The sequence below is a fragment of the Jeotgalicoccus sp. FSL K6-3177 genome, from assembly GCF_038050175.1.
GTDB lineage: Bacteria > Bacillota > Bacilli > Staphylococcales > Salinicoccaceae > Jeotgalicoccus > Jeotgalicoccus nanhaiensis.
Map to the genome: position 1 here is coordinate 1,870,523 of NZ_JBBOSK010000001.1, position 17,166 is coordinate 1,887,688.

Consider the following 17,166-nt stretch of genomic DNA (forward strand, 5'->3'; position numbering starts at 1 on the left):
AGATCCTTCTACCCTATATATAGGCGAAAAAGCCGTTTTTCTTTTAAAAAAGTTACTTAAACACAAAAATAGCAAAACTGGTTTACTTTTTACACAAACATACCTACTTTTTACATTTTATCCTAACGGAAAAACTCTCCTTAAACTGAGGTCTCCCAAACATTTTTGACAACAAAAAAACCGGAACCTTCCCAGTCCCGGTGTCTCCCACAAATCTATTCTAATATTCTCATCAGCACGCTCGTTTTGCCTTCCTGCAGATATTTTTTAGAACATTCATCCCTGATGTCATATTCCAGTTCGTTCAATGCATTGCCGAATGACATTTCATCTATCCAGTTTGTCAGATCGGCCTGATCGTAACACGATGGAGCGACGATTTCCTTATTCGTATGATCGACAATAACGCGTGTTGTGCCGCTTGTTTTATCTACTAACGGGAGCAGCAGTACAGCAAGTACAATTACTGTAATAATCCCCCATACTATTTTCTTTCTCATCTGATTTCCTCACTTACTTTTTATATCCTCTTTAACTTACCATAAATCTGCAGCTTGAAAAATCGAACGTATGTTCGTATAATAAAAACTAAGAGTCAGGAAAGAAGGGATTTGTTATGAAGTTCCGCAGCTATCCTTCTGAAAATTCACAAGGTGATATACCCGAGGGGCGCGGTATGGTTAAGTGGGCGCCGTTTGCAACTATGCCCGAACAGTTTGAAAATGTCGGCAGACTGATGGACAGCCAGTCGAAAATCAAACGTCCTGTATTGTCGGATGACCGGCTGGATGAGATTGAACACATTCTGAAATATGCAGTGAAAGAAAGGCTGCCGGTAAGAGTCGACTACTATTACGACGGAGGCCGCTTCAGTATTTCTCTTCATATTATAAAAATAGACCAATGGAGCATGATGCTCATTGGTCAAATTTACGATACTGAAGACTTCATTTTCGTGCCGTTTATCGATATATTGGATATATTTATATTACCCGCGGGCTAATCTTATTTTTCTAAGAATAATACCGGCTCTTTCTGATGTTCTGTTGCTTTCACAAGATGATATGCGAGGACTGTCGTTGTAATGGCACCAATTCCCCCCGGTACCGGTGTAATGAATGAGGCTTTGTCTTTTACAGCTTCATAGTTTACATCTCCGACCATCTTGCCATCTTCTGTAAAGTTAATACCGACATCGATAACGATGGCGCCGTCTTTAACGTGCTCCTCATCAATCAGGTTAATTGCACCGGCCGCGCTGACAATCACATCAGCATTTTTACATTTTTCAACAAGATTGTCAGTGTAAAGGTTGCAGGTTGTTACCGTTGCTTCCCTGTTCATCATTAATAATGATAAAGGTTTTCCGACCACTGCGCTTGCACCAACAACTGTAACGTTCTTGCCTTTTAAATCAACTTCATAATAATCGAGCATATTCATAACTGCTGCTGGTGTACACGGTTCCAGGCGATCCGGATCGTTTGTCAGTACTTTGCCGAGATTTGATGCTTTCATACCGTCGATATCTTTAAACGAGTTCATAATTTCAGCAACGCGTTTCATAGGAATATGTTTTGGCAGCGGCTGCAGCAGCAGAATACCGTGAATTGCGTAGTCTTCATTTATTTCTCTGAATTTAGTTAAAAATACTTTTGTCGAAACATCTTCCGGAAAATGGTACTGGGCTGTTTCCATCCCAAGTTTCTCAAAACGTTTTACCGCAGCATTCTCATAGGAAATTGAATCTGATAAGTCTCCGATTCTGACAAATGCAACTTTAGGTTTAATACCGTGTTCTTCAGAAACTTCCAGTGCCTGTTTAATTTCCTCAGATAAGTGTGCTGCTACTTTTTTTCCGTCCATAATTACTGTCATTAAAAGCACTCCCCTTACTTTTTCTGGTTAATTACCCATCGATAATTGTACCATATTTAAAACAAATATAAAAAAAAGCTATCATCCAAAGATGATAGCTATAAGAAATTATTTAGTTTCACGGTGAAGTGTGTACTTGTTCAATCTAGGGCAGAATTTCATCATTTCGATACGCTCTGGATTGTTTCTTTTGTTTTTCTTAGTGCTGTAGTTGCGGTCTCCGCATTCTGTACAAGCTAATGTAACGATTACTCTCATTTCTGTCGCCTCCTTCATTAAGTTAAATCGATATTAAATGATAATATACTCGAATCAACTGGCCAGTTGATCATCCACGCACATAGATGATTGGTATATACTTTTGTAAATCACCTTATCTATTTTACTAGCAGACCGGAAAAATTTCAAGTCTTTCTTATTCTAAAATATACAGTTGCATATCTTCTTATATTCCTATATAATTTTAAATCGTAATGATTACGATAAAAAGAGGTTTTCCTATGAAGAAATTATTTCCTGCTTTACTTTTATTATTAATACTTGCCGCCTGCAGCAATGACCAGACGAATGAAGAAGATGGCGAATTAACTATATATACAACAGTATTTCCGCTGACGAGCTTCGTCGAGCAGATTGCAGGCGACACCGTAAACGTAAAATCCATCTACCCGCCGGGCGCCGATATGCATTCATATGAACCGACACAAAAAGATATGATGTCCTATTCCGATGGCGATTTATTTATAACAACATCAAATGATCTCGATCCGGTCGCAGCGAGTATCGCAGAAACGATCAGCGGCGATACCGAAATCATTGAGGCAGCAGCTGATATTGACACAGAAGCTTTCCTTGAAAGCCACCATGAGCATGAACACGATCATGAAGAAGACTCGCATGACCACAGTCATGGCAGTCTGGACCCTCACCTCTGGCTCAGTCCGAAACTCGCAGCAGAAATGGCGGAAGCTGTAAAGATTGCCTTGGCTGAACATAATCCTGAATCCGCAGATATGTATGAGGAGAACTTTGAAGTTCTGAAAAATGATATCGAAGAAATAGATCAGGAACTGACAGCAATTACAGAAAACCCTGTTAATACAGACGTTTATATTTCGCATGAATCAATCGGCTATCTCGCCCATCAGTACGGTTTTCATCAGGTCGGTATCAGTGGTCTTAATAATCAAGAGCCGTCACAGCAGGAACTTGCTGAAATTATTGAGAACATCAAAGCTGAGAATATCCCCTATATCCTTTACGAACCGAACGTGGTATCGAGCGTCACAGATGTCATCCGCAGTGAGACAAATACAGAACCGCTCTATTTTAACAATTTAGAGTCACTGACATCTGAAGACCCTTCCGATGCGACATACCAGTCGATGATGAAAAAAAATATCGAAACACTCGATAAAGCACTCAACAGCAAATAAAAAATCTCCTGAGAAATGTAGTGAACCCAAAAAGTTGAACTTTTTGATTAAGCTATTTTATTAAAGGTATGTTTCCTGTAATTTACAGGAGACATGCCTTTTAATTTTGTTTTAATTCTATCATTATTATAGAAATCAATATATTGATGAATCGCAGATTCAAGCTCTGCATATGTTATGAACTGTTGTCCATAAAACATTTCCTGTTTAAGCAGCCCAAAGAAGTTCTCCATTGGAGAATTATCTAAGCAGTTTCCTTTTCGAGACATACTTTGAAATGTTTTATTTCTTTTAAGATGTCTCACCCATTTTTTATGCTGGTAGTGCCAACCCTGATCCGAATGGACGGTCATTCGATAGTCTAATTCTGGTCTTTGTTCAATCAATTCCTCTAAAGGTTTTACAGCGATATCGAGCGTCGGTGCCGGACTGATTCTGTAAGACAGTATTTCTCCACTGAAAACATCCATAAACGGTGACAAGTAAAGTTTTTCTCCTGATGCTGAAATATTGAATTGAGTCACGTCGGTCAACACTTTTTGATACGGGCGATCGGTTTTAAATCGGCGAGACAGTTTGTTTTTAGCAATTTTACCGACTGTTCCTTTATAGGATTTATATTGACGATTTCTATGTTTAAACTTTACGCAAAGCAATTGATACTGCCGCATCAAGCGTAGTACTTTCTTGTGATTTACAATGATACCTCTTTTTTTCAACGCCAAGCAGACCCGACGATAACCGTATCTGCGGTGACTTTCAGTCACAATATCCTTGATGGCTTGGACGAGCTCAGTATCTTTATTATTTTCTTCAGGTAAACGGTCATTCCAATACTTAAATACACTTTTAGCGATTTGCGCGGCCTCAAGTAACTCTTTAAGCATATAGAGACCTGTTTCCCTTAACTCTATTATCGCTCTGACTATTTCTTTGTTCGTTTGTCTCGAGCTAAGGATTGTAACTTTTTTTCTAGTGCAATGGCCACCTCAAGTTTACGATTTTCTACTCTTAAACGTTCCAGCTCTTCACGTTCGGTTTCATTCAAAGTCTCTGATTTATTTCGTTTCTGTTTAGATGGCTTCTTCTTCATCGATTTAGAGGGCCTGCCTTTCGGTTTAGTTTCTAGACCCAGAATACCATACTGATTATATTTGCTCTGCCACTGCGCAATGAGGGAAAGATTCGGTATATCAAAAATTTCAGCCGTTTCTCGATAGGATAACTGATGTTCTAAACGGTGTTGTAGTACTGTTAACTTAAACGATTTAGAATAAGCTGATCTCGTCATCCCAGCGGTCAACCCTTGAACACCATTATTTTTAAACTGATAGAGCCATGTCCTGATTAAACTGCGATTGATATTATATTTGGCTTCTAATATTCTGAAGCCATCGTCACCAGTTAAATACTCATTAATTACTTTCATTTTTAATTCTATTGAATATCTTTTAGACATAGAAAAGCACCCCTAAAGTTGAATTTGGAGTTCAACTTTAGGGGTGCACATCAAAACTCTTCTCAGGAGATTTTTTTAACATTTACTCTTTGCCGCGGTATAAATCGTGTTTAATATTCTCTGTAAACTCGCGGATTTCGTCTACATCTTTTTTAAGTATAAATGCCAGTACAACTGCTGCCACAGCAGTTAACGCAAATAAGATTACAAAAGCTTTAAATAACACGCCTAATAAACTCTTAATAAGTTCCATAGCAATCCCCCCTTAATTAACACTTTCCTACTCTATTCCCACTTTTTTGTTTTATAATCTCAATTGCAGGAATATCTGCAGGCGCCCAGTCCAGCTTTTCAATTTCCAAAGGATTTACCCATTTCATCTGAACATGTTCCAGCAGACGGATTTTCCCTGCAAGTATTTTGGCATAGTATGTCGTCAGTTCGACAATGCCAAAATCGTATTCATATACTGTCGTCGTAATCTTTTCCCCAATACTGATATCGAGTGTCATTTCTTCGACCAGTTCGCGTTTTAATGCATCTGCCGGTGTTTCCCCGTCCTCGATTTTCCCGCCGGGAAATTCCCATTTAAAAGCTAAGTTTTTTCCTTCAGGCCGCTGTGCACATAAGATAGAGTTATTTTCATCTTCTATTACTGCACCAACAACTCTTATATATTTTTTCGTCATAATAAAACCTCCGGATGCTTACTTTCTTTCGAGCATCTTAATAATTTCATCTTCAGATAATTGAGCCAGATTATTTTTATAGTTCCCTGCTGCCATCGTCTGGCGGGCAATTTCCGGAATATGTTTACGGTCGATACCAAGTTCTTCAAACGTCATGCGAAGACCCAGGCGTTCCTTCAATGCATTTAATTCATCGGATAATTCTTCAGTATTTTTAAAGCCCAGCTGAATGCTTATTTTATCAATTCTGGAATCGGCTTTTGCATTGTGCAGAATCCACTGATCGAGGCTGAAAGCGCACGCTTCAGCATGCGGAATGCCGAACTCCGAAGTTAAATAGTAGCTCATCGCATGGGAACCGCTCGTTGCAGTCTGGCTGAAACCAATACCCGCAGTAGTGCTCGCAAGCGCCATATTGGACCGTGCTTCGGCATTTGCTCCCTCGCGCCAGGCGGTCTCGAGATTATCAAAGGCAAGTCTCAGCGCAGTAACTGCGAGTCCGTCGGAAATCGGATTATTGTTTACCGCACCGATTGAATCGAGCGCATGGCAGATAACATCAATACCTGAAATTGCCGTGACAGACGGCGGACACGTATATGTAAGCTCCGGGTCTACGAGCGCAACTTTAGGATACAGCACTTTGCCGCTGATAGATGTCTTGATACCTTTTTCTTTATCGCTGATTACGCTGAACGGTGTCACTTCTGACGCTGAACCGCTCGTTGACGGCAGTGCAATCACCGGCAGTGCCTCAGTGATATTTCTATCCTGGATAATTGTTCTTGCATCCACGTTTTTAACAATTGCTGCAGCTGCTGCTTTCACGGCGTCCATCGTTGAACCTCCGCCTGCTGCAATCAGCGCTTCAGCACCGTGTTCGTTAGCAGCATTGATAATATCATCTACGTTGCCGACCGTCGGATTTTCTTCGATATCGGAAATGACCGCTTTAATTTGACCCGGCAGGAGTGATTCGAGCAATTCAGCAATACCGTTTTTCACCTGCGAGTTTGATGCAGCTACAACGTACGACTGGTAGCCGTATTTCTCTAATACTGTATCTATTGTCTGCAGCACACCGGCACCGAAGTGCACCTCTGCAGGATTATTAAAAGTAAACATTTTATTTCCCCCTTGGTTTATCTTTTACATTGTACTCATATCGTTTAAAACGCACGGTCAGCGGCTGGAATAAGAGTAAATAGAGCAGAAACATTATAAAACTGATTAACAGAGACGGCACAATCGGCCAGCCCATAATCGGAATTAAGATAAAGATAAACAGCGCCACACTGAGTATCGCGATATAATCGTATATAATTGATAATGTAGACGGCTCAAGATATTCTTTGCACTTTGGACATTTAATGCGTGTCCGTGGTTTCAGGGCATAGCCGAGCAGTTTTTCCTTGTATGTCCATTGGTGTTTACAATACGGACACTCTCCCATGACATCACCTTACTTTATGTTTTCTTAGCGTAATTATAACAAAAAAGAAGAGCGCGTTCGCTCTTCTTATTCATCATCTTCAAATTCATAGTAATCTTTTAAAATATCTTTAATGCTGTTTTCTTCTTTAGACTGCACGAGTTTTATATTAGTTGTAACGTGGTCGCAGCCCTCGTTTGATAAATGAGCATTTATCTTTTTAACTAAGTTAAACAGTTCGTCGATGCTGCCTTCAACTGTCGTTTCCTGCGGCCCAACAAAATGCGTTAAACCGCTGCTTTCAATCAGTTCGATTGCACTTGTCGTATGCGAATACAGTTTAGCATCGCCCGGATGATACGGCAAAACCTGAATACTCATCAAATAGTTCATTTAAATCTCTCCTCAAAATCTTTTCTGTTACCATTATGATACTATACATTATAGAAAACAAACATTTAGAGGTGACCGTTATGTTTAAAATAAGCAAAGGTTTAAATATTATTTTAATTGTCATAGCACTCGGTATGATTTATTACTTTGCACAGGATTTTCTTAGTCCTTCATGGAACATTCCCTTAGTTATCCTGCTGCTGGTACTCGGTGCCGCATCGATTATTTCCATTATTAAAAAGGAAGAACCCGATGATTAATCCAGATACGGTACAATGTCGACCTGGTCACTGTATGATGTCATATGCTCTTCCACATCACCGTACACATCATCCATCCCCATATCCGCCAGCGGATGAAGATAAAAATCTTCATACTCATTGCTGTCGACATAGGTCGGCATAAAGCGCACCGCGCCAACATCAGTTTCGCCGCCCGACTGTTCAACGCTTACTTCCAAAATTCCGCCGAGCCGTGTATTTAATGATTGCTGGGCGCTGAAGAAATTCGACATTGAATATGCAATAACTGCTTCTGATCCGTCTTCTCTTTCATAATGCTCGATAGGCTGCAGCGTATGCGGGTGCGATCCGACAATAATATCAGCACCTGCATCTGCCATCGTGCGGTATTCAGGCACATGCTCCTCGCGCGGGAATTCATCGTATTCAACACCCTGATGGTAGCTGACAATCAGCACATCCACCTTCTCTCTTAATGCTTCAATATCCGATAGAATTCTCGGCATATCGATAATATTTACTAAATACTCCTGACCTTCCGGTACAGGAATACCGTTTGTTCCATATGTATAGGCCAAGAAGCCGACGTCTATACCGTTTACATTAAAAATCCTGTCGCGGTTCATATCTTCTTCACTGATATTTGCACCGACATAATCAATGCCGCGTTCAGTTAAGTTTTCAGCTGTAGCGAGTACTCCGTCGGTGCTGCGGTCAAGCGTATGGTTATTAGCAAAGTTTACAATATCCGCATCAAAGTAACTCAGCAGATCCGCAACTTCTTCCGGCGCGTTAAACGTCGGGTATCCGCTTAAACCGAGTTCTTCACCTCCGATAGGTGTCTCCTGATTCATAAACACCAGATCCTGCTGCTGAAGGTAAGGCGCAACGCTCTCAACACGGGATGTAAAATCGTAGCCGTCCTGTGTCTCGACATCTTCATATAAATAGTCGTGAATCAAAATATCTCCCGTCGCAGCAAAAGTAAAAGAACTGTCCAGATACTGACTCAGATTCTCAAAAAGCGCTTCTTTATTTATGCTGTTAAATTCTTTAGTGCGGGCTTCCAGCGGCTCTTCATCAGAACCTCCAAATATGTTCAAAAATAATAATACCGATAAAATTATTTTCATATTATTCCCTCCGTAAAGTATTTCCCTGTTTTCGGTCAAATTAAAAATCTTCAAAACTAATCCGCATCGGCCTCATTTACTTTATCGACAATATACTCTGTCTGCTTTCTGACAGATATTAAATCATTTGTAATATAATCATCACGGTTTAATAAAATAACGTGCGCTGCCGGAATGCCGAGCGCTTCAGAAAACTGCTGCTGCAGTGCTTCATCCGTTGTATTTTCCACGTTCACAAATATATAATCCGTTTCAAATGCCTTGAAATCTTCCGGCTGTTTTACATCGAATAAATTTTCCTGCAAGTCGTTTTTCGCTGACTCATCTATTTGAAAACCAAGTACATCGTAAACAGCTTCTGTACCGTAGCTCATATATTCATTATATAGAAGATAGCCGTCTTCGTGTTCTACAGCCACAAGTGCCTGTTTATCATCGGCCTGTTCATTCAATTCACGTTTCAGCACCGTTGTCTCAGCTTCCCACTCATCACCGATTTTGTTCGCTTCGTCTTCTTTATTTAAAATAACCCCTAAATAATACAGCTGCGTCAAATATGCCCGCGGACTGAAGGGACTCATAATACCCGACGAATAAGTAATTCTGATCGATGGAGCGATTTTCTGATATTCCTCAAAGTATTCATCCGGCGAGTATGTAACAATTAAATCCGGTTTAATTTCTTTAAGGGACTCCAAATCGCCGGTTTCAAGATAAGTCACTTCTGTGCCGAAGGCATCTTCTACAGTGCCGTTATTTTCCAAGCCTTCATTGATACCGCTTACATCAAAACCTAAAAGAGCGGCATTGCCGGGATCAATTGTACGGAACAGCACAATGCTTTCAGGGTTTGCCGGAATATCAATTTCATTCGTATCCTCGGTTGTAATCCGTCTTGTTTCTCCATCTTCTGATATATCAATTTCTCTAAAACTTGAACAGCCTGTCAGCAGCAGCACTGCTGTCAAAAGCATCATAATTTTTATTTTCATCTCGTCACCTTCACTATTGATACCGTCATTATACACATAAAAAAAGCCGGGGGATACCCGGCTTTTTCTTTAAGCAAGTGCTTCATTTCTTTCAGCAGCTTCAGCATGCTGTGTTCTGTATTTATAATAAAATTCGAGAAACTTATCGAGCTTTCCTTCGGAAATACTTTTTATGCTGACGAGCAGCTTATCATTCTGCCAAAGATGAAGGATATGTCCCACCATCAGCAAATCCTCAACTGTTACCCGTGTAATATCTTTGAAGCTGATCTCCTCTACGCAAACCATATCATGATCTTCCAGGTTCATAAATAATCTGTGAGTTGTCGCAACCAGTGATCCGTGGTATGTACTTTTCTCTCCCTTAAAGTACTCCACTGATCCTACTAAAGCCGGACCTACTACTTCTCTCGGCAGTAAATTTACACCTTCAATGTGTTTTAATTTGTTGTACATAGACAACATCCCCTTTATTTGATGTTATTTATCTATTTACCACCAAAGAGAGCGTAATAAACATCTTTAAATTTTAAAAATATAACACCGAGTATCACACCGGTAATTCCGCCGAGAGTATTTAAAATAACGTCATCAATACTCGTAATTCTGCCAATTGGAAGAAGATACTGCATCGTTTCGATAAACACCGACAGCAGCGTGCATAAAATTGTTGTCAGCAGCTCTTTTCTGATAATAATATACAGAAAAAATGCTGCAGGAATAAACAGGACAATATTCATCAGCACGCTGTTGATTAATGCTTCTGTCGTGGCAAAATACCACATTTCTTCTATGCTTGCAAATGGTGTCAGCTCGACGATATCACTGTCGTTTGAAGTCGGCATCATCGTTACGAGAAATATGCCGACCAGACTCATCGTCAGGCCGATGACCGATAAATATTTAATTTTTTTAGAAATTGAGTCCAGGTGATATCCGTGCTTTATATTGATCATCAGTGTAATAACCGTAATCAGCATGAAAATCATTATAAATATCGGAATCACCGGCTGAAATGCTTCAAATAAAATACCCATAAAATATAATGCCTCTAATCTTCTCCAAATTGCTGTTCTGTAAATGCTCTGTACATATCGTGCGAAGCCATCAGTTCTATGTGGGTGCCTTCGCCTGTTAAGTGTCCGCTGTCAATAAAGTATATCTTATCTGAATTAACAATGGTCGACAAACGATGTGCGATTACGAGAACCGTTCTGCCTGCCATGAGCTCATTCAATGCTTCTCCGACGTATTTTTCAGACTGCGAATCGAGACTTGCTGTCGCTTCATCCAGCATTAAAATTTGGGGATTGCGTAAAAATGCCCGTGCGATGCCGATACGCTGGCGCTGGCCGCCCGAGAGTTTCACACCGCGTTCACCGACTTCTGTCAGGATACCGTCCGGCAGTTCATCGATAAATTCGCTGGTATAAGACTGTTTTACTGCACGTTCTATATCCTCGTCAGTGTAATCACCAGCTTTCAAGCCGTAGGTGATATTTTCTTTAATGGTGCCGGAGATAATTGCGCTTTCCTGGGCAACATAGCCGATGCCGCTCCGGTATTCACTGAGAGGAATATTTTCAATATCTATATTATCGATGGTAATACTTCCGCTCCAGACGGAATAATAGCGTTCAATAAGAGAAAATATTGTGGATTTCCCGCTGCCGCTTGGACCGACAAAGGCGATTTTCTGGTTATTTTTTGCGGTAAAAGAGATGTTTTCAAGCACTGGTGTATCCTCATAGCCGAAAGATACATTATTAAACTGAAGCGTCTTATAAGCCAGTGACACATCTTCCAGACTGCCAGATTTTTCATCATCCATTTCCAGAATGCCTATAATTCTTCCGGTTGCCCCGAGTGCTTTATTGTATTCGGTAAAGAACATGGCAAACATGGTCATCGGCATAATAATCTGGAATAAATATAGTAAGAAAGCAACCAGGGTACCGATTGTCATCGTACCGTCAGCCACCCTCAGTCCGCCGTAACCGATGACGAGTATAATGACAAACATCATAATCGTATACATAATCGGCGACAAAAGAGCATTGATAACTGCCTCTTTCATGCCGTATTTATAGAGCTGCCCGATACCCCCGTTACCCTTTTGCTGTTCATAGTTTTCTGCATTAAATGATTTCATTAAGCGGATTTCGCTCAGCGTTTCCTGAATGGTACCTGTAAAGGCGGCAGTTTCATCCTGCAGCTTTTTTGATACTTTCTGCATGCGGCTGCCGAGTGGCATAATAACTGCAATAGATATCGGCAGCGACACGAACATTATTAAAGTCAGTTTCCAGTCGAGGAAAAATAAAATAATGACTGAACCTGCAACACTCAGCACACCGCTGATTAACTGAGGAAAATGGCTCGTAATCAGATTTTGAATAATACTCGTATCGTTAACAACCCGGCTGACAGACTCGCCGCTTTTTGTTTTATCGAAATAGCTGACCGGCAGCTTAAGAAACTTGGCCCAGACCATTTCCCTTAAACTCCGGACAACCGTCTGGCCTATTTTTGCAAGCATGTAGTAAGAAATGCCGTCGATGACTGCACTGCCTAAAAACACAGCGATAATCAATATAACAAGAGGCATAGTAATTAAGTCAGTATTGAAGCCGTCGATAAACATCTGTGTTAACAGCGGGACAATCAGCGAACCGGCTGTGCCGATCAGCGTCAGCAGAACTCCCGTAAAAAACAAGCCTTTTTTAACGTTAGTACTTTTAATTAAATTAATAAATTTTTTAAACGATGCTTTTTCTTCATTATTATTCAAGTTGCTGCTCCTTTCATAATTGCACCTTTATATTATAACGATTTTTTTCTGTTTAAGCATTATGGTAAACTTAATTTAACAAATTAAAGGGGGAGTATTATGGCTTTGGAAATTACCGATCTTACAAAAGTGTTCGGAGAACAGACAGCTGTGGATTCAATTAACATTAAAGTTCCTGCAGGAAGCATGTACGGTTTTCTCGGCGGCAACGGTGCTGGAAAAACGACAACCTTCCGCATGATTCTCCAGCTGCTCACACCGACATCCGGTTCAATTTTATATAACGGCAAGAGCATCGGCTATCATATGACAGATCAAATCGGCTACCTGCCTGAAGAACGCGGTCTGCACCCTAAGTTAAAAGTATCTGAACAGGTACTGTATTTAGCTGAATTAAAAGGCATGTCAAAAAAAGATGCAGGCAAAGCTTTGGATTACTGGCTTGAACGCTTTAAAGTAACAGAAAATAAGTTTAAAAAAATCGAAAAGCTGTCCAAAGGGAACCAGCAGAAAATCCAGCTGATTGCTTCTATAATACATAACCCCGAATTAATCATTCTGGATGAACCCTTCAGCGGTCTCGACCCAATTAATGTTGAGATACTGAAAGACGCGGTAAAAGATTTAAATGCACAGGGTTCTACTATTATTTTCAGTACTCACCGCATGGAACATGTTGAAGAACTGTGCGAAGAATTGTGTATCCTCGACCGTGGAAAACAGATTGTCAGCGGCAATATCGACCAGATTAAACAAGACTTCGGCCAGAAGGAAATCATTATTGAAGGCGAACATGATATTGCTTTTATCAAAGACATGCCGGGTGTGCTTGAGATGGAACAGATAAGAAATAAATCAGTGATAAAAATCGCAGATGAAAAATATGCCGAGGATATTTATAAACGGATTACCGATATTGGTTTCTTTAAAAGATTCCAGGTCAACGAACCTTCTTTAAATGATATCTTTATAGCGAAAGTAGGCCGTGACTATGAATAAATTTATGACGACATTTAACCTTACTTTCTTTTCAAAACTTAAAGCCAAATCGTTTTTAATCACAACACTGATTATTATAGCGGGGATGTTTATCGCTTTTAACCTGGATAAAATTATTGGGCTGTTTGATTCGGATGACGAAGAAATAAGACTCGAAGTTGAGGCGGATGAAACATTCCTGTCAGTATTCGAACCGACACTCCAGTCTTACGACGAAACGATTGAAATCGCCGGCGAAGATGGCGATGCAGTGCTCGACATTGTAAATACCGACCCGCTGGAAGCTGAGATCCGGATGGATGAAGAAATCTCATCATCACAGGAAGAAAGTATCCAGCTTGCTTTAAATGAAACAAACCGTGCTTATGTACTTCAGACTCTCGAGCTCTCGGAAGAGGAAATTTCCCAGATGTACGAAGAAGTACCCGTGGAATTTTTAGTGGCGGCGGATGATGATTCAGGCAGTTTCGAGGCAGCTGATTCAGATGAGACAAACATCCTGAATATGATTATTTTCTACTTCTCGGTTATTCTGATGTTTATTATCATTCTGAACTACGCAAGCCAGATTGCGACAGAAATAGCGAATGAAAAATCTTCACGTGTCATAGAGATGATTGTATCGAGCATCCGCCCGACACAGCATTTAATGGCAAAAGTATTCGCTATGATTTCTGTCAGTGTTATCCAGGTCGGCCTGATTACAGCCGGCGGTCTGATTGCATTTTACTTTTCTGATACATCCGCCCTTCTCGACCAGTTCGGACTCGAGACGAATGATCAGACTTTAAAAATTGTAGTTTACTGTATTATTTTTGTTATTCTCGGACTGATTCTTTACCTGTCAGTTGCAGCTATGCTCGGTTCATTTATTAACCGGATGGAGGATCTCCAGCAGGGATTGATGCCGGTAACCTTCCTCAGCATGATCGGATACTTTATCGCGCTCGGGGGCATGTCGTTTGCAGATAACATCGCAGTAACAATTACAAGCTATTTCCCATTCTTTACACCGTTCGTTATGCCGCTCCGCCTGCTCGTTAATGATACAGGACATATGCCGATGATAATCGGTATTCTAATCATGGTAATTACGATAATTATCGCACTTTCTCTCGCAGGCTTCGTCTATAAAAGAAGTGTCTTGTCGACAGAAAGCGGCATTATCAAAAACATTAAAAGAATTAAAAAATAAGCAGTGCATTGGCCTCCCCTTCATCGAAAAGATGAAAGGGAGGTCTTAATTTATCATGTATTATTGTGCAATATATTCTTTAAAAATAAATTTCTTTTTATTTTTAAAATATGCATAAATTTCACATCCAAAAAAAGTTGCAAATACTCATTGACAAAGCATTTTAATGTTGTATCATGATGTAGACGAAAAACAAAGGAGTCCTGAATATGCAAGTAGAATTAACAAGATTTAGGGTGAAAAAAGGTAAAGAAGAACTGGTCGATCAATGGATGGAATTTTTAAACGAGCATATGAACGATGCCCTTCTTACACTTGACGGCGAGAAAATGTTTGTGGAAACAATTATGAGAGACACTATGGGTGATTACGATTATCTTTACTGGTATTCTATTCAGGCAGATGACGGTGACTCTAACTCGGAAACTGAAAGATGCATCGATAGAAAACATCTTGAATTCTTTAATAAATGTATCGACAGAACATACCGTCCGAAAAACTTAAGAACAGAAGTTGTTATGATTCCTCAGCGAATTAAAAAACAAATCGAAGAAGCTGCGGAAGAAGTTTAATATATGAATACAGCCGAAAACGTATAAAAGGCACTGAAATCTAATTTTAGAATTCAGTGCCTTTATTTTATTGCTTCTCTTTTTCTTCTGCCCGGAGCGCTTTTACGCTATAGAGAATGTAATAGCCTGCAAAAATTACTGCCACAAGCTGCAGAAACCAGTTCACTTCGACCATCGTATTCGCGATAATTAAAAATATGACCAGCATGGCAGCTGTATATATCATTTTCTGTTTATGTTCATTCATAAAAAATACTCCTAACACATATGTATTAGAAGTATTATCTCACAATTTAAATTTATTCACCAATCGCAGCAGTATCTGCAATGATGGTTACATCCTCATGATTATTTAAAATAGAAGCCGGGTTATTTTCAGTTACTTCGCCGCTTAATAATGCATTCAGCGCTTCTTTTTTATTTTCACCGTAAATAAGTATAACAATTTTTTTAGCTTTCATAATTGAATTCAAGCCCATGGTAAATGCCTTAGACGGCACGTCGCCAAGATTATCGAAGAAACGCGAGTTATCCTCAACAGTCTCCGGTGTTAAATCAACAACATGCGTCAGTGAGTCAAAAGATGTACCCGGTTCGTTAAATGCAATATGTCCATTGCGTCCGATACCAAGAAGCTGTACGTCAAGACCCGCTTCATCGATTGCCTGTTCATATGCTTCAACTTCTGTTTCAGCATTCTCAGCTTTGCCGTTTAATAAATGAATATTTTCTTTTGGAATCGAAACATGATTAAAGAAATTTTCATGCATATAATATGAATAACTCTGCTCGTGGTCTTTATCGAGTCCTACGTATTCATCCAGATTAAAAGTAGTAATATTGTTCTGATCAACGTCGCTGCCATTTAACTTTTTAATCAGTTCCATATAAGTGCCTTCAGGTGTTGAACCCGTTGCGAGGCCAATGACAGGTTTTTCATTTTCTTTGATAACATCAAATAAAATATCAGATGCTTTCTTGCTCATTTCTTCATAATTGCTAACTTTTACTAACTTCATAATGTCCTCCTAATTTGACTGCAGGTTTTCAATAATAATATGAACTGCGCGGGTAATATCTTCCTGAGGCCAGCTCGGCACACGCTGTGCAATACCAATTTCATGACTCGGCGGCACGTGCACAAAACCTGCCGGAATATCCAGCTTCTTCTGCTGCAAATAATACAGCTCGCTGTACATTAAATTGTTGCACAAATACGTGCCTGCTGAATTCGAAATATTTACCGGGATATTTTCGTTCAATAACGCAGTTTCAAGCTGCTTTAACGGCAATTTTGAAAACAAGCCGTCGGCGCCATTTTCATAAATTTTTTCGCCATTCGGTTTAAAACCAGTATTATCTTCACGTCCGTCAATTGTATTAATCGCAATGCGTTCAAGATGAACACTTGAAATACCGCTTGCGAGACCTAAAGAAAGCACCGCGTCAGGCTCGACAGCCTCGATATCCTGTTCGATTAATGAATTAATTTTCTTAAACGCTACAGGATAAACCCTGCCGATAATTTTATAATCTCCGATGACTTTACCTTCGAGACTTTCGACGGCAGCCTGGGTCGGATTTGTTTTAAATTTTAGAAATGGTTCATAGCCCGTTAACAGTAACTTTTTCATAGATTATCATCCTTTTTATATTACTTCGTAAATAAAGTAATAAGTAAATAAATAGTAGCATAAAACCCGTAAAAAGTGTGAAATTTCTGTGTTGTGGAACGGATTTTTTTGTATATTCTGTTAGGCACAGGCGCATTCCATTTCCGGTGTATCCGGTTCATGACGACGCCCGGTGTCGAACGAAAGTCACAATGACGGGGTAACCGTCCTGTCCCGTCATTGTGAAAACCACAGTGACAGGACAGGCATAAAAATCTCTCCTATATCCAAATTCACTGCTTCGCATGCAACGGCAGTTTCCTGTTATTATTCCAGCATAAA

Annotated in this window: 24 protein-coding genes; 6 read left to right on the forward strand and 18 right to left on the reverse strand. The window is 39.9% G+C overall.

Annotation, left to right across the window (positions count from 1 at the left end; genetic code table 11):
• Positions 1-215 precede the first annotated feature (215 nt).
• The gene (locus MHH58_RS09480; RefSeq protein WP_341345755.1) at positions 216-500 is read right to left on the reverse strand and encodes an alpha-amylase; all 285 of its coding nucleotides are present in this window, start codon (positions 498-500) and stop codon (positions 216-218) included.
• Between the two features lie 116 nt (positions 501-616).
• On the opposite strand from MHH58_RS09480, the gene MHH58_RS09485 reads away from it, so the two are divergent.
• Positions 617-1,003 carry a YolD-like family protein gene (locus MHH58_RS09485; RefSeq protein ID WP_135099206.1) on the forward strand — a complete coding sequence of 129 codons (387 nt, stop codon included), beginning with the start codon at positions 617-619 and terminating at the stop codon, positions 1,001-1,003.
• Between the two features lie 2 nt (positions 1,004-1,005).
• Here MHH58_RS09485 and MHH58_RS09490 read toward each other — a convergent pair whose 3' ends face one another.
• On the reverse strand, positions 1,006-1,878 hold the full coding sequence (locus MHH58_RS09490) for a bifunctional 5,10-methylenetetrahydrofolate dehydrogenase/5,10-methenyltetrahydrofolate cyclohydrolase (protein ID WP_135099204.1): 873 nt from the start codon (positions 1,876-1,878) through the stop codon (positions 1,006-1,008).
• A gap of 108 nt (positions 1,879-1,986) precedes the next feature.
• Positions 1,987-2,136, reverse strand: coding sequence for a 50S ribosomal protein L33 (gene rpmG, locus MHH58_RS09495; RefSeq protein ID WP_035811226.1), 150 nt, complete (start codon positions 2,134-2,136; stop codon positions 1,987-1,989).
• Between the two features lie 242 nt (positions 2,137-2,378).
• Between rpmG and MHH58_RS09500 the strand changes: the two genes are divergently transcribed.
• Positions 2,379-3,314, forward strand: a complete 936-nt coding sequence (locus MHH58_RS09500) for a metal ABC transporter solute-binding protein, Zn/Mn family (protein ID WP_135099202.1) — start codon at positions 2,379-2,381, stop codon at positions 3,312-3,314.
• Between the two features lie 47 nt (positions 3,315-3,361).
• Here the strand turns inward: MHH58_RS09500 and MHH58_RS09505 are convergent, their stop codons facing one another.
• From MHH58_RS09505 to MHH58_RS09535, 7 genes are all read right to left on the reverse strand, one after another.
• On the reverse strand, positions 3,362-4,273 hold the full coding sequence (locus MHH58_RS09505; RefSeq protein ID WP_341346074.1) for an IS3 family transposase: 912 nt from the start codon (positions 4,271-4,273) through the stop codon (positions 3,362-3,364).
• Positions 4,240-4,773, reverse strand: a complete 534-nt coding sequence (locus MHH58_RS09510) for a transposase (protein ID WP_341344697.1) — start codon at positions 4,771-4,773, stop codon at positions 4,240-4,242. Before MHH58_RS09510 ends, MHH58_RS09505 begins: the two co-directional genes overlap by 34 nt.
• An 82-nt stretch (positions 4,774-4,855) precedes the next feature.
• Positions 4,856-5,026, reverse strand: coding sequence for a hypothetical protein (locus MHH58_RS09515; RefSeq protein ID WP_162842321.1), 171 nt, complete (start codon positions 5,024-5,026; stop codon positions 4,856-4,858).
• A 16-nt stretch (positions 5,027-5,042) separates the two neighbouring features.
• Positions 5,043-5,462 carry a (deoxy)nucleoside triphosphate pyrophosphohydrolase gene (locus tag MHH58_RS09520; RefSeq protein ID WP_135099200.1) on the reverse strand — a complete coding sequence of 140 codons (420 nt, stop codon included), beginning with the start codon at positions 5,460-5,462 and terminating at the stop codon, positions 5,043-5,045.
• An 18-nt stretch (positions 5,463-5,480) separates the two neighbouring features.
• Entirely contained in the window at positions 5,481-6,587 is a 1,107-nt protein-coding gene (locus tag MHH58_RS09525; RefSeq protein WP_341345756.1) for an iron-containing alcohol dehydrogenase, read from the reverse strand.
• 1 nt (position 6,588) lies between these two features.
• Complete coding sequence (locus MHH58_RS09530; protein WP_135099196.1) at positions 6,589-6,915, reverse strand: TIGR04104 family putative zinc finger protein; 327 nt, start codon at positions 6,913-6,915, stop codon at positions 6,589-6,591.
• A 66-nt stretch (positions 6,916-6,981) separates the two neighbouring features.
• A complete protein-coding gene (locus MHH58_RS09535; protein WP_135099194.1) occupies positions 6,982-7,287 on the reverse strand; it encodes a thiamine-binding protein in 306 nt (101 codons plus the stop codon).
• An 80-nt stretch (positions 7,288-7,367) separates the two neighbouring features.
• Here MHH58_RS09535 and MHH58_RS09540 point away from each other — a divergent pair, with 80 nt between their 5' ends.
• Complete coding sequence (locus MHH58_RS09540) at positions 7,368-7,547, forward strand: hypothetical protein (RefSeq protein WP_115885431.1); 180 nt, start codon at positions 7,368-7,370, stop codon at positions 7,545-7,547.
• Here the strand turns inward: MHH58_RS09540 and MHH58_RS09545 are convergent.
• The 5 genes from MHH58_RS09545 to MHH58_RS09565 form a co-directional block, all read right to left on the reverse strand.
• Positions 7,544-8,662, reverse strand: coding sequence for a CapA family protein (locus tag MHH58_RS09545; RefSeq protein ID WP_341345757.1), 1,119 nt, complete (start codon positions 8,660-8,662; stop codon positions 7,544-7,546). The genes MHH58_RS09540 and MHH58_RS09545 overlap by 4 nt on opposite strands.
• 56 nt (positions 8,663-8,718) lie before the next feature.
• Complete coding sequence (locus MHH58_RS09550; protein ID WP_341345758.1) at positions 8,719-9,654, reverse strand: ABC transporter substrate-binding protein; 936 nt, start codon at positions 9,652-9,654, stop codon at positions 8,719-8,721.
• Between the two features lie 69 nt (positions 9,655-9,723).
• Positions 9,724-10,110, reverse strand: coding sequence for a hypothetical protein (locus MHH58_RS09555; protein ID WP_167753399.1), 387 nt, complete (start codon positions 10,108-10,110; stop codon positions 9,724-9,726).
• A 32-nt stretch (positions 10,111-10,142) separates the two neighbouring features.
• Complete coding sequence (locus MHH58_RS09560) at positions 10,143-10,691, reverse strand: VanZ family protein (RefSeq protein ID WP_341345759.1); 549 nt, start codon at positions 10,689-10,691, stop codon at positions 10,143-10,145.
• 14 nt (positions 10,692-10,705) lie between these two features.
• On the reverse strand, positions 10,706-12,445 hold the full coding sequence (locus MHH58_RS09565) for an ABC transporter ATP-binding protein (RefSeq protein WP_341345760.1): 1,740 nt from the start codon (positions 12,443-12,445) through the stop codon (positions 10,706-10,708).
• Positions 12,446-12,544: 99 nt separating this feature from the next.
• Between MHH58_RS09565 and MHH58_RS09570 the strand changes: the two genes are divergently transcribed.
• The 3 genes from MHH58_RS09570 to MHH58_RS09580 all read left to right on the forward strand — a co-directional run bounded on the left by MHH58_RS09570 (position 12,545) and on the right by MHH58_RS09580 (position 15,211).
• Positions 12,545-13,444: an ABC transporter ATP-binding protein gene (locus MHH58_RS09570; RefSeq protein ID WP_135098524.1), complete on the forward strand. Its 900-nt coding sequence runs from the start codon at positions 12,545-12,547 to the stop codon at positions 13,442-13,444.
• Positions 13,437-14,639, forward strand: a complete 1,203-nt coding sequence (locus MHH58_RS09575) for an ABC transporter permease (RefSeq protein WP_341345761.1) — start codon at positions 13,437-13,439, stop codon at positions 14,637-14,639. Before MHH58_RS09570 ends, MHH58_RS09575 begins: the two co-directional genes overlap by 8 nt.
• 209 nt (positions 14,640-14,848) lie before the next feature.
• Complete coding sequence (locus MHH58_RS09580; RefSeq protein ID WP_135098528.1) at positions 14,849-15,211, forward strand: DUF6176 family protein; 363 nt, start codon at positions 14,849-14,851, stop codon at positions 15,209-15,211.
• 67 nt (positions 15,212-15,278) lie between these two features.
• Here MHH58_RS09580 and MHH58_RS09585 read toward each other — a convergent pair whose 3' ends face one another.
• The 3 genes from MHH58_RS09585 to MHH58_RS09595 are packed head-to-tail and all read right to left on the reverse strand — an operon-like array spanning position 15,279 to position 16,845.
• Complete coding sequence (locus tag MHH58_RS09585; RefSeq protein WP_135098530.1) at positions 15,279-15,458, reverse strand: hypothetical protein; 180 nt, start codon at positions 15,456-15,458, stop codon at positions 15,279-15,281.
• A 52-nt stretch (positions 15,459-15,510) separates the two neighbouring features.
• The gene (gene nagB / locus MHH58_RS09590) at positions 15,511-16,230 is read right to left on the reverse strand and encodes a glucosamine-6-phosphate deaminase (RefSeq protein ID WP_135098532.1); all 720 of its coding nucleotides are present in this window, start codon (positions 16,228-16,230) and stop codon (positions 15,511-15,513) included.
• 9 nt (positions 16,231-16,239) lie between these two features.
• Positions 16,240-16,845: a pyroglutamyl-peptidase I gene (locus MHH58_RS09595; protein ID WP_341345762.1), complete on the reverse strand. Its 606-nt coding sequence runs from the start codon at positions 16,843-16,845 to the stop codon at positions 16,240-16,242.
• Between the last annotated feature and the right edge of the window lie 321 nt (positions 16,846-17,166).

Bases quoted from the DNA above. Each gene is read 5' to 3' on its own strand.
- MHH58_RS09535 (WP_135099194.1), bottom strand. From the start codon at position 7,287: ATGAACTATTTGATGAGTATTCAGGTTTTGCCGTATCATCCGGGCGAT.
- MHH58_RS09555 (WP_167753399.1), bottom strand. From the start codon at position 10,110: ATGTACAACAAATTAAAACACATTGAAGGTGTAAATTTACTGCCGAGA.
- MHH58_RS09540 (WP_115885431.1), top strand. From the start codon at position 7,368: ATGTTTAAAATAAGCAAAGGTTTAAATATTATTTTAATTGTCATAGCA.
- MHH58_RS09490 (WP_135099204.1), bottom strand. From the start codon at position 1,878: ATGACAGTAATTATGGACGGAAAAAAAGTAGCAGCACACTTATCTGAG.
- rpmG (WP_035811226.1), bottom strand. From the start codon at position 2,136: ATGAGAGTAATCGTTACATTAGCTTGTACAGAATGCGGAGACCGCAAC.
- MHH58_RS09515 (WP_162842321.1), bottom strand. From the start codon at position 5,026: ATGGAACTTATTAAGAGTTTATTAGGCGTGTTATTTAAAGCTTTTGTA.
- MHH58_RS09525 (WP_341345756.1), bottom strand. From the start codon at position 6,587: ATGTTTACTTTTAATAATCCTGCAGAGGTGCACTTCGGTGCCGGTGTG.
- MHH58_RS09520 (WP_135099200.1), bottom strand. From the start codon at position 5,462: ATGACGAAAAAATATATAAGAGTTGTTGGTGCAGTAATAGAAGATGAA.
- MHH58_RS09500 (WP_135099202.1), top strand. From the start codon at position 2,379: ATGAAGAAATTATTTCCTGCTTTACTTTTATTATTAATACTTGCCGCC.
- MHH58_RS09580 (WP_135098528.1), top strand. From the start codon at position 14,849: ATGCAAGTAGAATTAACAAGATTTAGGGTGAAAAAAGGTAAAGAAGAA.
- MHH58_RS09570 (WP_135098524.1), top strand. From the start codon at position 12,545: ATGGCTTTGGAAATTACCGATCTTACAAAAGTGTTCGGAGAACAGACA.
- MHH58_RS09510 (WP_341344697.1), bottom strand. From the start codon at position 4,773: ATGTCTAAAAGATATTCAATAGAATTAAAAATGAAAGTAATTAATGAG.
- MHH58_RS09530 (WP_135099196.1), bottom strand. From the start codon at position 6,915: ATGGGAGAGTGTCCGTATTGTAAACACCAATGGACATACAAGGAAAAA.
- MHH58_RS09550 (WP_341345758.1), bottom strand. From the start codon at position 9,654: ATGAAAATAAAAATTATGATGCTTTTGACAGCAGTGCTGCTGCTGACA.
- MHH58_RS09545 (WP_341345757.1), bottom strand. From the start codon at position 8,662: ATGAAAATAATTTTATCGGTATTATTATTTTTGAACATATTTGGAGGT.
- MHH58_RS09585 (WP_135098530.1), bottom strand. From the start codon at position 15,458: ATGAATGAACATAAACAGAAAATGATATATACAGCTGCCATGCTGGTC.
- nagB (WP_135098532.1), bottom strand. From the start codon at position 16,230: ATGAAGTTAGTAAAAGTTAGCAATTATGAAGAAATGAGCAAGAAAGCA.
- MHH58_RS09560 (WP_341345759.1), bottom strand. From the start codon at position 10,691: ATGGGTATTTTATTTGAAGCATTTCAGCCGGTGATTCCGATATTTATA.
- MHH58_RS09575 (WP_341345761.1), top strand. From the start codon at position 13,437: ATGAATAAATTTATGACGACATTTAACCTTACTTTCTTTTCAAAACTT.
- MHH58_RS09485 (WP_135099206.1), top strand. From the start codon at position 617: ATGAAGTTCCGCAGCTATCCTTCTGAAAATTCACAAGGTGATATACCC.
- MHH58_RS09480 (WP_341345755.1), bottom strand. From the start codon at position 500: ATGAGAAAGAAAATAGTATGGGGGATTATTACAGTAATTGTACTTGCT.
- MHH58_RS09595 (WP_341345762.1), bottom strand. From the start codon at position 16,845: ATGAAAAAGTTACTGTTAACGGGCTATGAACCATTTCTAAAATTTAAA.